The organism is Telluria sp. ZB4P37, from assembly GCF_059685855.1.
In genome coordinates this window covers 501,728-515,880 of the sequence record NZ_JCASID010000002.1, presented here as the reverse complement: position 1 = coordinate 515,880, position 14,153 = coordinate 501,728, and the positions used below count along the sequence as shown (strand labels likewise).

Genomic DNA, 14,153 nt, shown 5'->3' with positions numbered 1-14,153 from the left:
ATTGGCGGACGCGGCAAGTGCCGCGCCGTCCCCCATGGCTGGTCAGCGGGTCCCTGGCAGCTGCCCGTCGCTGTCGCGCAGCTCGGCCGTGCCCAGCCCCAGCGGCTGCAGCTGCGGCAGGATGCGCTTGCGGTCGCCCACGGCCACCACGATCATCCGCGCCGGGTCCAGGTGCTTGCGCGCGGCCTCCTGCACCTGCGGGGCCGTCACCGCTGCCAGCTGGGCCGGCAGGCGGCTGTAGTAGTCGAGTGGCAGCCCGTATAAGAAACTTTCGGCCAGGCTGGCCCCGATGTCGGCATTGGTCTCGAACTGGCCGGGCAGCGACAACAGCTGCGCGTCGCGCGCGGCGGCGAGTTCCGCCGGCGGCAGCGCGGCCTCGCGCATGGCGGCGACTTCGCGGAAGATCTCGCGCACCGAGGCGCCGGTGGCGCTTTGCTTGACGCTGCCGGCAATCACGAAAGGCCCCGGCGTGCGGTCGTAGCGGAACTCCGAAGACACGCCGTAGCTGTAGCCACGGGTCTCGCGCAGGTTGTTGTTCAGGCGACTGGAGAACATGCCGCCCAGCGCGCCGTTCATTACCTGCAGCGCCGGATAGTCCGGGGTGTCGCGGGCGACGCCAATGGCGGTCACGCGCAATGCGGTCTGACCGGCGTCGGGGTGGTCCACCACGACCAGGCGCGCGCTGGTGCCGCTCGGGGCGCCCGGGCTGCCGCCGGGCGCATCCGCGCCGGCCCAGGCGCCGAAGCGCGCTTCGGCCAGCACCTTGAGTTCCGCGCGCGTGATATCGCCCGTCACCACCAGCGCCGCATTCTCCGGCACATAGTGACGGCGCCAGAAGCCGGCCACGTCGTCGCGGGTGGCGCTGCGGATGGCCGGCTCGGTGCCGAGCTGGCCGTAGCCCTTGGCGTGCTTGCTGCCGTAGAGCGCGCCGGCGGCCGCCACCGAAGCCACGCTTTCGGGATCGTCGCGCTGCTGGATCAGTTCACCGATGCGGTCGGCGCGCTGGCGCTCGACTTCGGCAGTGGGGAAGGCCGGGCGCTGCACGATATCGGCCAGCACGTCCAGCGCCGGGGCGAAGGTCGAGCGCAGCGACAGCAGCGAGACGATGGAGGCGTCCGCGCCCGTGCCGGTGTCAAGAAAAGCGCCGAGCTGCGCGATCTCGTCGGCGATCTGCGGCGCGCTGCGCGTGGCCGTGCCTTCTTCCAGCATCTGGGCGGTGAAGCCCGCCAGGCCAGGCAGCGCGGGCGGGTTGGCGGCACTGCCGCTGCGCACCACCAGCTGGGTCGATACCAGTGGCAGCGCCGGGTTGTGGTGGTGGATCACGGTGAGGCCATTGGCCAGCTTGAACGACTCGCCCTGGGGCAGCGTGAAATGCGGCGCCGGGCCGGCTTTCGGCGCCTGCGCGCGCCACGGCTCGGGCGCATTGATGCCGGCGCTGTCGCTACTGCCTGCCCTGGGCGGCTTGGACGCGCGCGGATCGTTGACCACCTGCTTGCCGGGCAGGCCGGTGACGACGGCGCGCGCCTGCTGGGCCAGGAAACTGCGCACGGCACGCTGCACGTCCGCCGGGGTCACGCGGCGCAGGCGCTCCAGGTCTTTCGCCAGGTAGCCCGGGTCGCCGGTGTATTGGTTGTAGTGGTTGAGCTGGTCGGCCAGTCCGTCGCCGCCCAGCTTTTCGATGGAGCTCAACAGGGCTGTCTCGAGGCTGTTGCGGGCGCGTTCCACTTCGCGCGCGGTAGGCCCTTTCTCGCGCAGCAGGGCGAGTTCGGCATCGACCGCCGCTTCGAGCTCACGCGCCTCCACCCCGCTGCGCGCGGTGACGTCGATGACGAAGGTCGAGCTCAAGCCATACGAATTTTGCGAGGCGCCGACTTCCTGCGCGATCTGGCGTTCGTACACCAGCTTCTTGTACAGGCGGCTGGCCTTGCCGCCGCCGAGGATCTCGGCGGCCAGCGCCAGCTCGGCGTCGCCGGCATGGTAGGCGGGCGGCGTGAGCCAGCCCATGAATACGCGCGGCAGCTCGACCCGGTCGCGCACCACCACGCGCCGTTCGCTGGTGATCGGCGGCGTAGGGATTGACGGGCGCGCCACCGGCGCGCTGCGTCGCAGGCTGCCGAAATATTTTTCGACCAGCGCGCGCGTCTTCGCCTTGTCGATGTCGCCGGCGATCACGAGGCTGGCGTTGTTCGGGCCGTAGTAGCGCTCGAAGAACTGGCGCACGTCGGCCAGGCGCGCATTCTGGATATCGGCGTGCGAGCCGATGATCGAGGCGTGGTAGGGATGGTTCTTCGGGAACAGGGCATGCGCCAGCGCTTCCTCGACCACGCCGTATGGTTCGTCCTCGACCGTCTGGCGGCGCTCGTTGCGCACCACGTCCTGCTGGTTGGTGAGCGCCTTCTGGTCCAGCACGTCGAGCAGGTAGCCCATGCGGTCGGCGTGCACCCACAGCGCCAGCTCGAGCTGGTTCGCCGGCACGGTATCGTAATAGCTGGTGCTGTCGTAGCCGGTGCCGCCATTGCTGTCGGTGGCGCCGGCGCCTTCAAGCAGGCGGTCGGCCATGCCGCGCGGGACGTGGCGGGTGGCGTTGAACATCATGTGCTCGAACAGGTGGGCGAAGCCGGCCAGACCCGGGGTCTCGTTGGCGGGGCCGACGTGGTACCAGATGTTGACTGCCACGATGGGCAGCCGATTGTCTTCGACCAGGATCAGCTGCAGCCCATTGGGCAGGACGGTTTTTTCGAAAGCGATAGTGGGCAGCGGCGTGGCGGCAGGCTGGGCCTGGGGAATTGCGGTCATGAGGATGATAGGCAGGATGAAACGAGCAAAAAATAGTAGGGAAGGCATGCCGGACTCCGGTCGGTGGCAGCTCAGTGGCAGGCACTGCGGCCTTGGTCGAGCCGCGCGCCGGCCGGCACCTTGCCCGGGTCGGCCGGCAGGAAGCGCCACTCGTAGGCGCCGTCCAGCAGGCGCAGCGCGAGCACGCCATCATAACTGGCTTCGCGCACTTCGCTGTTCGGGGCGAAGAATATGAAGGGCGTGGCGTAGGCCCCGCCGGTGCCGACCACGAACTGGCGCAGGCCGCGCGCGGGCACCAGCCGGCCGTCGGCATCCTGCGGCGCGAAGCGCTCGTAGTCGTGGTCGTGGCCCGACAGCACCAGCTCGGCGCCGGCCGCGTGCAGCAGCGCAAACGCGTCGCGCATCCGGCCCGGCGGCGGATGCCCGCCCGAACTGTACAGGGGATGGTGCCAGAATGCGAGGGTGCAGGCGGCCGGCTGTTGCTTCAGTTCGGCACGCAGCCAGTCGATCTGGGCCGCATGCGCGACGCCCTTGAGGTTGCTGTCGAGCGAAATCACCAGCCAGCTGCCCAGCCGCAGGCTATAGTATCCGCGCCCGGCGCGCTTGCCGAAATAGTCGAAATACGGCTTGGCCCCAAGCGTCGCGTATTCGTGATTGCCCGGCGTGGGCCAGGTGCGCTCGCGGAAGCGCCCCCAGGTCGGGGCGTAGCAGTCTCTGAATTCGGCTTTCGTCCCGCGCGGATAGGTATGGTCGCCCAGGCTCAGCACCGCCGATTGCGGATCGGCGCGCAGCAAGCCTTCTACCAGGGTAGCGGTGGCGGCCGCGCCCGACCAGCGCGGGTCGGGGTGCTGGCAGCGCGCGATGTCGCCGGCCGCGTAGACCGTGTACGCGCTCGCATAGGCGAAGGCCGGCGCGGCGCCGGCGAGCAGCGCCAGGCCGCCCAGCACGCGGCAGGCCAGCCGGGACATCGGCCCGGCTCTATTCGATGAAGCGCAGCAGGCCGCGCAGCGCATGCGCCACGGTCTGCTCGCGCACGGACTGGCGGTCGCCCTGGAACACCAGGCGCTCGGTAAAGGTGGTGTCGCCGCGCGACCAGCCGAAGCACACCGTGCCCACCGGTTTGCCCGGCACCGCGCCGGTGGGGCCGGCGATGCCGGTGGTGGACAGCGCCACGTCGGCCGTGCTGCTTGCCAGCGCGCCTTCGGCCATCTTGCCCGCGACTTCTTCGCTGACCGAGCCGAATTGCGCGATCAGCGCGGCCGGGATGTCGAGCAGCTCGCTCTTGGAGGCATTCGAATAGGTGACGAAGCCGCAGTCGAACCAGCCGGTGGAGCCCGCGATTTCGGTGATGGCATGGGAGACGCCGCCGCCGGTGCAGGACTCGGCGGTGGCCAGGACCAGGCGCTTGGCCTCGAGTGCGCGGCCAACTTTGCTAGCTAGATCGAGAATATCGTTCGTCACGTGAGGCTCCTTTGAGTGCTGGTCGGGGTCGCTGCAGGTCTGGCGCACCCGAGTGCGCGCAAGCTCATTCTAGCGCGCTCCGCGCCGTCCTGGCACAGGATGGATCGACAAAATACTACCCGTCGCGCATGGACGCACGGAGCAACCGCGACAATGTGAAACGTGAAAGGTTCCGTGCGACATGTCACACAGCGGTAGGCTATGCTGGTCACGCCCTGCCGTTCGACCCGGCCGGGGCCACTTTTACTGTTTTCGTAGGACCCTCGATGCCGCTCGAACGAATTGCGCGTGACCGGATGGGGCCGGCGCATTCGCGCGGCACGGTCCCTCATGCCTGGCCCGCGCCGGAGGCCGCATGACCCCGCTGCACTCGATCCGCACCAAGCTGGTGGCGGCGGTGATGGCGACGACCCTGGCGGCGCTGCTGGTGTCGGTCGCGATCATCATCGGCTACGACCTGCGCAGCTATCACCGCACCCTCACCAACGACATGGCCACCCAGGCCGAGCTGGTCGGGCACATGACCTCGGCCGCGCTGACCTTCGACGACCCGCGCCTGGCCAACGAGAACCTGGCGCTGCTGCGCACCCGCCCGCAGGTGCGCGCCGCCGCGATCTACGACGCCGGCGGCGAACTGTTCGCGTCCTACCAGGCCGCCGCCGAAACGCGTGCCTTGCCGCGCCGGCTGGCGGGCGCACCCGGCACCGAGGGCAACGACCTCGTGATCCACCACCGCATCGCCGAGAACGGCGACACCCTGGGCACGGTCTACCTGCGCGCCCGGAACCAGCTGATGGAACGCACCCTGAGCTACCTGAGCATCGCCGCCGGCGTGACACTGCTGGCGATGGGCGTGGCCTACCTGCTGGTGCGGCGCATGGGGCATGTGGTGACGGCGCCGATCGTGGCCATTACCGAGATCGCGCGCGACGTCGTCGCCACCCGCGATTATTCGCGCCGCGCGCCGCGCATCAGCAACGACGAAGCCGGTGAGCTGGTCGATTCCTTCAATGCGATGCTGACCGAGATCGAAGGCCGCACGCGCGAGCTCGAAACCTCCAGCGCCGAGATCGCGCACGAGGTGCAGGAACGCTCGCGCGCCCAGCAGGAAGTGATGCGCCTGAACGAGCAGCTCGAGCACCGCGTGGACGAGCGCACCCTGCAGCTGGCTCTGGCCAATGCCGAACTGGCCAATGCCATCGAAGAAGCGAGGAGCGCGAACCAGGCCAAGTCGGCCTTCCTGTCGTCGATGAGCCACGAGCTGCGCACGCCGCTCAACGCGATCCTGGGCTTTGCCCAGATTCTGACATCGGATACGCTGCCCTCGACGCTCGCGCAGAAAAAGGAGTTCGCCAACCACATCCTGAAATCCGGCCGCCACCTGCTCACGCTCATCAACGAAATCCTCGACCTGGCCAAGGTGGAGTCGGGCACGATGACGCTGTCGATGGAACCGGTGGCCCTCGCCGACACGCTGCTCGAATGCCGCGCCATGGTGGCGCCGATCGCGGCCGCGCGCGGGGTGCGCGTGCTGTTCCCGGAAGCGCCCGGCGCGGTGGTGCTGGCCGACCGCACCCGCCTGAAGCAGGTGCTGCTCAATTTGCTGTCGAATGCGGTGAAATACAACCGCGAGGACGGCGCCGTGGTCCTGACCTGCGAGCAGGTGGCCCCAAACCGGCTGCGCATGGCGGTGCAGGACACCGGCCTGGGCCTGGACGCTTCGCAGGTGGCGAGCCTGTTCCAGCCGTTTAACCGGCTCGGCCAGGAAGGCGGCAACCAGGAGGGCACCGGCATCGGCCTGGTGGTCACCAAGCGCCTGGTCGAGCTGATGGGCGGCGATATCGGCGTGACCAGCAGCCCTGCGGTGGGCAGCGTGTTCTGGATCGAACTGGCCACCACCGCACCCTTGGCAGCCCCGGAGCACGAGGGCGCGCAGGCGCTGCCGGCGCTGCCGACCCTGCCGCGCGACGGCGGACCGCATGTGATTCTGTACGTCGAGGACAACCCGGCCAACCTGCGCCTGGTGGAAGAAATCGTGCGCTTCCGCGACGACCTGCGCCTGTTGTCGGCGCCCGACGGCCACGTCGGCCTGGCGCTGGCGCGCGCCCACCTGCCCGAGATCATCCTGATGGACCTGAACCTGCCCGGCATGAGCGGCATCGACGTGCTCAAGCAGCTGCGTTCCGATCCGGCCACTGCCGCCATTCCCGTGATCGCCCTGACCGCCAATGCCATGCCGCGCGATATCGAACGCGGCCAGGCGGCGGGCTTCAACCGTTACCTGACCAAACCGATCGACATCGATAAATTCACCGAAGCGATCAACAGTACGCTGGCAGTGCTCCATCCCGTGGGGGCGCTACCTGCCGAAAGGAAGGCCGAATGATTTCATTGTCCGACATCCGCCGCGCGCGCATCCTCGTGGTGGACGACGAACCCGTCAACGTCCAGCTGCTGGAATACCTCCTCAAGACCACCGGCTATGAAAACGTCCTGAGCACGAACGACCCGCGCCAGGTAGTGTCCCTGCACCTGAAGCACCGCTTCGACCTGATCATCCTCGACCTGCACATGCCCGGCATGGACGGCTTCGACGTGATGGAGGCACTCAAGCCCTTGGAGAGCGATTCTTGGCTGCCGGTGCTGGTGGTGACGGCCGAGCCGGACAAGAAGCTCGCCGCGCTGGAGGCCGGCGCGCGCGACTTCATCGGCAAGCCCTTCGATACGGTCGAGGTCATGACGCGCATCCGCAACCTGCTGGAAGTGCGGCTGCTGCACCGCGAATCGCAGGACTACGGCGTGGGGCTGGAACGCGAAGTGCGCGAACGCACCGCCGAACTGGCGCGCTTTCGCGGCGCGATGGACGCCACGCCCGATGCGATCTTCCTGATCGACACCGCCAGCATGGCGATGGTGGACGTCTCCGACGGCGCTTGCCGCATGTTGGGTTTCTCGCGCGAGGCGCTGCTGCGGATCGACCCGGTGGCGCTGGGCCTGGGTACGCGCGCGCTGCTCGAGCGCCACCTGGCGGCGGACGCGCCGGCCAGCAAGGCATTTGCCGGCGGCAATGGAGACGACCAGGAGCCGGCGCCGCGTTTCGACGCCATGCCGGGCGATATCGTCGAGACCGAACTGCTGCGCGCCGGCGGGCAGGGCGCGGTGCCGGTGGAGATCAGCTGGAAACTGCAAGACCTGGGAAAGAGCCGCATGCTGATCGCGGTGGCGCGCGACATCAGCGAGCGCCTGCATGCGCAGCAGCGCATGCGCCACATGTCGCATTACGACGCGCTCACCGGCCTGCCGAACCGCACCCTGTTCTTCGAGAACCTGAACGATGCGATCGAAATGGCGCGCGACAAGAACTGGCGCGTGGCGGTGCTGTGCATCACGCTTGACCGCTTCAAGATCATCAATGATTCGCTCGGCACCGAACTGGGCGACGAGTTGCTGGGCCAGTTCAGCAACCGCCTGGTGCGCGTCGTGCGCCTGCGCGAATCGGCGGGGCGGCTGGGCGGGGACGAGTTCGCGCTGTTCCTGACCATGACGCGCGACCAGCAGGAGGCCGTGAACATGGCCAACGAAGTGCGCGATGCGCTGCGCGCGCCCTTCGACCTGGGCGTCCAGCAGGCGGGCCTCACGGCCAGCATCGGAATCGCCATGTATCCGGAAGATGCGCTCGATCCGGGCACCCTGGTGAAATACGCCGACGCGGCCATGGTGCGCGCCAAGGAAGCGGGGCGCGACGGCTACCGCTTCTTCACCGCCGGGATGAACGTGCAGGTGCTGGCGCGCCTGGACCTCGAGCTGGCGCTGCGCGGCGCGCTCGAGGGCGGGCAGTTCGTGCTGTACTACCAGCCCAAGCTCGAGCTCAACACCGGGCGCGTGTCGGGCATGGAGGCGCTGCTGCGCTGGAACCGGCCGGGCTACGGCCTGGTGTACCCGGCCGAATTCGTGCCGATCATGGAAGAGACCGGGCTGGTGGTGCGGGTCGGCGACTGGATCGTCGACGAGGCCTGCCGCCAGATCGCCGCCTGGAACAAGGAAGGCGTGCGCGACGTGCGGGTGGCGGTGAACGTGTCGAGCCGCCAGTTCGTCGAGGGCGACCTCGAAGGCGTGATCCGTGCGGCGCTCGAACGGCATGGCGTGGAGCCGGCCTTGCTCGAACTGGAGCTGACCGAGAGCGCGCTGATGTCCAACGCCGAGCACACCATCGAAGTGCTGGGGCGCCTGCGCGAGCTGGGCATCCGCATCGCAATCGACGATTTCGGCACCGGTTACTCTAGCCTGGCCTACCTCAAGCGCTTCCCGATCGACAAGCTCAAGATCGACATCGCCTTTGTCCGCGACATCGTGACCAACCCGGACGACGCGGCCATCGCGCTGGCCATCATCAGCATGGCCCACAGCCTGCACATGCAGGTGATCGCCGAAGGGGTGGAGACGCGGGCCCAGATGGCGTATTTGCGGCGCCACCGCTGCGACGAGATCCAGGGCTTCCACTTCGCGCGCGCGTTACCAAGCGTGGAAGCGGCGCGCCTGGTGCAGGACAACCGCGCCCAGCCCGACACCCCGCCTTCGCACGACGACAAGGTGCAGACCCTGCTCATCGTCGACGACGACGTCAACGTGCTCACCTCCCTGCACCGCCTGTTCAGGCGCGACAACTACCGCGTGCTGACGGCATCGTCACCGGCCGAGGGCTTCGACCTGCTGGCGCTGTACCGCGTGCAGGTGATCCTGTGCGACCAGCGCATGCCGGTCATGAGCGGCACCGAATTCCTCAGCAAGGTCAAGGAGATGTACCCGGAGACGATCCGCATCATCCTGTCGGGCTATACGGGCGTGGAAACGGTGCTCGATTCGATCAACCGGGGGGCGATCTACCGCTTCTATACGAAGCCCTGGCATGACCTGCAGCTGCGGGAAAATATCCGGCTGGCGTTCCGGCATTACTGGATGACGTATGGGCCGTATGATGATCGCAGGGAGCCGCGGGAGGATGAGGGAAAGGTGGGGTAGGGTATTCACGCAAGTTAAGAAGGTGCGCGGTCAACTGAAGTGATCCCACCCGCTCAGTTTCAAGTCGAGCGGCGCGCCCTTCGCATCCACCAGGCGTAATCCAGCCTCGGCCTCGATCCGACCCACGCGCGTCACCGTCGTCCCACTTGATCGCCCCGCCTCCAGCACCGCCTCACGATTGGCCACCGGCGCCGTAAAGCACAACTCATAATCATCCCCACCCGCCAGCGTAAACCGCCGACGCAGGGCCAGCTCCTGCCGCGCCAGCACAGGCCCTGCCGGCAGCGCATCGACATCGAGCGTCGCACCCACCCGCGAGGCCGCGAGGATATGCCCCAGGTCCCCCACCAGCCCATCCGAGATGTCGAGCGCGGCATGCGCAACCGGCTGCGCGGCCAGCGCCAGCCCGAGCGCCACCCGCGGCGAAGGCAGGTGCATGCGCTGCGCGGCCTGCGTGAGATCGCCAGCATCCAGCGCCACTTCCTTCCAGTCCGCGGCCAGCGCCAGGCGTGCATCGCCCAGCGTCCCGGAGATCCAGATATCGTCGCCCACCCGCGCCGCGTCGCGCCGCAGCGCATGCCCGGGCGCGAGCTCGCCGAACACGGTGATGCAGATGTTCAGCGGCCCCTTGGTGGTGTCGCCCCCCACCAGTTCGCAGCCATGCGCATCGGCGAGCTCGAACAGCCCGCGCGAGAAGCCTTCCAGCCAGCCTGGGTCGGCCGCCGGCAGGCTCAGGGCCAGCGTGAAGGCGACGGGGCGCGCGCCCATCGCCGCCAGGTCCGACAGATTCACGGCCAGGCTTTTATGCCCGAGCATGGTGGGATCGGCGCCGGCGAAGAAATGCCGGTCCTCGACCAGCATGTCGGAGGAAATCGCGAGCTGGCGCCCCGGGGCGGGCGTGAGCAGGGCGCAGTCGTCGCCGATGCCGAGTTCGGCCCGGCCGGGACGGTCGCGTTTGAAAAACTGCTTGATGAGGTCGAATTCGGAAAGCATGGATGGATTGTACTGCCCACATCGGCTTGGTACTACGATAACGATATCGGCATGACTGGCGGCGCAATAGTGATCGTACTATTAGCCCGGCAACTAAATCGGCTCGATATATTTGCTCAGCTTCTGAATCGGCCGGCCTCTTGTTGAAAATACGTAGCCTTTGACAAGTGCTCGTCTGATAAAATTGGAGGTTCCCCTCTAGTATCAGGAAGGCTGCCCAGCATGGATTCGTCATCGGACAAAAAAGAAGAATTGCGTCAACAACTGCGTGCTGCAGCGCTCGAGTACCACCAGATTCCCCGCCCCGGCAAGATCAGCGTCACCCCGACCAAGGGCCTGTTGAACCAGCGCGACCTGGCGCTGGCTTATTCGCCGGGCGTCGCCGCGCCGTGCGAGGAAATCGTCAAGGACCCGGCCAATTCGTTCAAGTACACCGCGCGCGGCAATCTGGTCGCCGTGATCACCAACGGCACCGCCGTCCTCGGCCTGGGCAATATCGGCCCGCTGGCTTCGAAGCCGGTCATGGAAGGCAAGGGCGTGCTGTTCAAGAAGTTTGCGGGCATCGACGTCTTCGACATCGAGATCAACGAGAACGACCCGGACAAGCTGGTCGACATCATCGCCTCGCTCGAACCGACCTTTGGCGGCATCAACCTCGAAGACATCAAGGCGCCCGAATGCTTCTACATCGAGCGCCAGCTGCGCGAGCGCATGAAGATCCCGGTCTTCCATGATGACCAGCACGGCACCGCGATCATCGTCGGCGCGGCCATCCTGAACGGCCTGAAGGTCGTGAACAAAGGCCTGAAGAATTGCAAGCTGGTGGTGTCCGGCGCCGGCGCGGCGGCTCTAGCCTGCCTCGACCTGATCGTCGACCTCGGCTTCCCGATCGAGAACATTTTTGTTACCGACCTGGCCGGCGTGGTCTACAAGGGCCGCGCGGAGCTGATGGACCCGGACAAGGAGCGCTTCGCGCAAGACACGCCGCATCGTTCGCTGCTTGACGTGATTCCCGGCGCCGACATCTTCCTCGGCCTGTCCGCCGGCGGCGTGCTGAAGCAGGACATGGTCGCCGCGATGGCGCCGAACCCGCTGATCCTGGCGCTGGCCAACCCGAATCCGGAAATCCTGCCGGAAGACGTGAAGGCCGTGCGCAGCGATGCGATCATTGCCACCGGCCGTTCGGACTACCCGAACCAGGTCAACAACGTGCTCTGCTTCCCGTACATGTTCCGCGGCGCCCTCGATTGCGGCGCCACGACCATCACGCGAGAAATGGAAATCGCGGTGGTGCATGCGATCGCCGACCTGGCCCACGCCGAGCAGTCGGACATCGTGGCCTCGGCCTATGGCATCACCAACCTGTCCTTCGGCCCGGAATACCTGATCCCGATGCCGTTCGACCCGCGCCTGCTGACCCATATCGCCCCGGCGGTGGCCAGGGCCGCGCAGGAAGGCGGCGTGGCGACGCGCCCGATCGCCGACATGGAAGCCTATGCCGAGACCCTGCAGCAGTTCGTCTACCGCAGCGGCACCTTCATGAAGCCGCTGTTCTCGGTGGCCAAGGCGGCCCAGGCCGAGATCAAGCGCATCGTCTACGCCGAGGGCGAGGAAGAACGCGTGCTGCGCGCGGTGCAGGTCGTGGTCGACGAGAAGCTGGCGCGCCCGATCCTGGTCGGCCGCCCGGCGGTGCTGGAAAAGCGCATCGAGAAATTCGGCCTGCGCCTGAAGCAGGGCGAGCATTTCGACGTCATCAACCCGGACTTCGACGAGCGTTACCGCGACTACTGGCAGACTTACCACCAGATGGTAATGCGCAAGGGCGTGACCGCGGACATGGCCAAGCTGGCGATGCGCCGCCGCCATACCCTGATCGGCGCGATGATGATCCACAAGGGCGACGCCGACGGCATGATCTGCGGCACCTATGGCACCACCTGGACCCACCTGGAATTCATCGACAAGGTACTGGGCCGGCGCGCGGGCGCCAACGTGTATGCGGCGATGAACATCATCATCACGCCCGAGCGCCAGCTGGCGATCCTCGACACCCACGTCAACGAGAACCCGAACGCCGAGGAAATCGCCGAGATGACGATCATGGCGGCCGAGGAGCTGGAGCGTTTCGGCATCACGCCGCGCGTAGCGCTGCTGTCGCACTCCAACTTCGGCACCTCGAACGGCGAGTCGGCGGTGAAGATGCGCGCGGCGCTGGCGCTGGTGCAGCAAAGGGCCCCTGGCCTGGAAATCGACGGCGAGATGCACGGCGATGCCGCGCTCGATTCGGCGATGCGCGCCAAGATCATGCCGCAGTCGACGCTCAAGGGCGACGCCAACATGCTGGTGATGCCGAACATCGACGCCGCCAACATCTCCTATAACCTGCTCAAGACCGCGGCCGGCAACGGCATCGCCGTCGGTCCGGTGCTGCTGGGCTGCGCGCGCCCGGTGCACATCCTGACCCCGTCGGCGACGGTGCGCCGCATCGTCAACATGACCGCGCTGTGCGTGGTCGACGCGGTGTCGCAGCGCTAGGCAGCTAGCCTCAAGCTGGAACGGCACCGGGCGTGGTCCCGGTGCCACGCCCTGGCGCGGCCGTTTTTGGCTGCGCCAGGCGCGAATGTCGGAAAACTTCACCATTTGTCTTCGCACAAATACAACGGTAACAAACCGTAAGCGGGCGACGAGCCCCAGCCATTTCAAGGCATAATGGCTGAATATCCGTTGCTTTTCTTGCACGATTTCTAACGTGCAAGGGTTTGAGTTTTCCCTCTCTGTTACAATCCCGGCTCGTCATTTGTCTGGCGGCCTGCGAGACCATCTTCTAGAATCCAAGAACATGCAAACAACAAAAAGAGCCCTGATTACTGGCATCACCGGCCAGGATGGCGCCTACCTGGCGCAGATCCTCCTGGAAAAGGGTTACCACGTGACCGGCACCTATCGCCGCTCCAGCTCCGTGAACTTCTGGCGTATCGAAGAACTTGGTATCGAGAAGCACCCGAATTTGTCCCTGGTCGAATACGACCTGACCGACCTGTCCTCGAGCATCCGCCTGGTCGACAAGGCGCAGCCGCACGAGGTCTACAACCTGGCGGCGCAGAGTTTTGTGGGCGTGTCCTTCGAGCAGCCGGTGGCCACCGCCTCGATCACCGGCATCGGCGCGGTGAACCTGTTGGAGGCCATCCGCATCGTCAACCCGAAGATTCGCTTCTACCAGGCATCCACCTCCGAAATGTTCGGCAAGGTGCAGGCCGTCCCGCAAGTCGAAGACACCCCGTTCTATCCGCGCAGCCCTTACGGCGTGGCCAAGCTGTACGCGCACTGGATGACGATCAATTACCGCGAGTCCTACGACATCTTCGGTTCCTCGGGCATCCTGTTCAACCACGAATCGCCGCTGCGCGGCCGCGAGTTCGTCACCCGCAAGATCACCGATTCGGTCGCCAAGATCGTCCTGAACAAGCTCGACGTGCTCGAGCTGGGCAACCTCGACGCCAAGCGCGACTGGGGCTATGCCAAGGAATACGTCGAAGGCATGTGGCGCATCCTGCAGGCCGACCAGCCGGACACCTTCGTGCTGGCCACCAACCGCACCGAGACCGTGCGCGATTTCGTCACCATGGCCTTCAAGAGCGCCAATATCGAGCTCGAATTCACCGGTTCCGGCGAAAACGAAACCGGCCACTGCGCCCGTACCGGCAAGGCGCTGGTGCGCGTGTCGCCCAAGTTCTACCGCCCGGCCGAAGTCGAGCTGCTCATCGGCGACCCTGCCAAGGCGAAAAAGGTGCTCGGCTGGGAGCCGAAGACCACGCTGGAAGAACTGTGCCAGATGATGGTCGACGCCGACCTGCGTCGCAACGAAATCGGCTTTTCGTTCTGAT

Annotated in this window: 8 protein-coding genes; 4 read left to right on the top strand and 4 right to left on the bottom strand. The window is 66.6% G+C overall.

Annotated elements, in window-relative coordinates; genetic code table 11:
* Positions 1-42 precede the first annotated feature (42 nt).
* The 3 genes from AC56K1_RS06665 to AC56K1_RS06655 all read right to left on the bottom strand — a co-directional run bounded on the left by AC56K1_RS06665 (position 43) and on the right by AC56K1_RS06655 (position 4,257).
* Positions 43-2,796 (bottom strand): M16 family metallopeptidase, encoded by a 2,754-nt coding sequence (locus AC56K1_RS06665; protein WP_497157054.1) that lies wholly within the window; start codon positions 2,794-2,796, stop codon positions 43-45.
* 71 nt (positions 2,797-2,867) lie between these two features.
* Entirely contained in the window at positions 2,868-3,764 is an 897-nt protein-coding gene (locus AC56K1_RS06660) for a metallophosphoesterase family protein (protein ID WP_497157053.1), read from the bottom strand.
* Positions 3,765-3,774: 10 nt separating this feature from the next.
* Positions 3,775-4,257, bottom strand: a complete 483-nt coding sequence (locus AC56K1_RS06655; protein ID WP_497157052.1) for a CinA family protein — start codon at positions 4,255-4,257, stop codon at positions 3,775-3,777.
* A gap of 355 nt (positions 4,258-4,612) precedes the next feature.
* Here AC56K1_RS06655 and AC56K1_RS06650 point away from each other — a divergent pair, with 355 nt between their 5' ends.
* Both AC56K1_RS06650 and AC56K1_RS06645 read left to right on the top strand, forming a co-directional pair.
* Positions 4,613-6,643, top strand: a complete 2,031-nt coding sequence (locus AC56K1_RS06650) for a sensor histidine kinase, YfiR-like protein-associated (protein ID WP_497157051.1) — start codon at positions 4,613-4,615, stop codon at positions 6,641-6,643.
* The gene (locus AC56K1_RS06645) at positions 6,640-9,276 is read left to right on the top strand and encodes an EAL domain-containing protein (RefSeq protein WP_497157050.1); all 2,637 of its coding nucleotides are present in this window, start codon (positions 6,640-6,642) and stop codon (positions 9,274-9,276) included. Before AC56K1_RS06650 ends, AC56K1_RS06645 begins: the two co-directional genes overlap by 4 nt.
* A gap of 30 nt (positions 9,277-9,306) precedes the next feature.
* Here AC56K1_RS06645 and thiL read toward each other — a convergent pair whose 3' ends face one another.
* A complete protein-coding gene (thiL, locus tag AC56K1_RS06640) occupies positions 9,307-10,269 on the bottom strand; it encodes a thiamine-phosphate kinase (RefSeq protein ID WP_497157049.1) in 963 nt (320 codons plus the stop codon).
* A 222-nt stretch (positions 10,270-10,491) separates the two neighbouring features.
* On the opposite strand from thiL, the gene AC56K1_RS06635 reads away from it, so the two are divergent.
* Positions 10,492-12,804, top strand: coding sequence for an NADP-dependent malic enzyme (locus tag AC56K1_RS06635; RefSeq protein ID WP_497157048.1), 2,313 nt, complete (start codon positions 10,492-10,494; stop codon positions 12,802-12,804).
* Between the two features lie 304 nt (positions 12,805-13,108).
* Entirely contained in the window at positions 13,109-14,152 is a 1,044-nt protein-coding gene (gene gmd, locus AC56K1_RS06630) for a GDP-mannose 4,6-dehydratase (RefSeq protein WP_497157047.1), read from the top strand.
* The last annotated feature ends 1 nt before the right edge of the window (position 14,153 follow it).

Coding starts and splice junctions, on each gene's coding strand:
- AC56K1_RS06665 (WP_497157054.1), bottom strand. CDS start 2,796: ATGACCGCAATTCCCCAGGCCCAGCCTGCCGCCACGCCGCTGCCCACT.
- AC56K1_RS06660 (WP_497157053.1), bottom strand. CDS start 3,764: ATGTCCCGGCTGGCCTGCCGCGTGCTGGGCGGCCTGGCGCTGCTCGCC.
- AC56K1_RS06650 (WP_497157051.1), top strand. CDS start 4,613: ATGACCCCGCTGCACTCGATCCGCACCAAGCTGGTGGCGGCGGTGATG.
- AC56K1_RS06645 (WP_497157050.1), top strand. CDS start 6,640: ATGATTTCATTGTCCGACATCCGCCGCGCGCGCATCCTCGTGGTGGAC.
- thiL (WP_497157049.1), bottom strand. CDS start 10,269: ATGCTTTCCGAATTCGACCTCATCAAGCAGTTTTTCAAACGCGACCGT.
- AC56K1_RS06635 (WP_497157048.1), top strand. CDS start 10,492: ATGGATTCGTCATCGGACAAAAAAGAAGAATTGCGTCAACAACTGCGT.
- gmd (WP_497157047.1), top strand. CDS start 13,109: ATGCAAACAACAAAAAGAGCCCTGATTACTGGCATCACCGGCCAGGAT.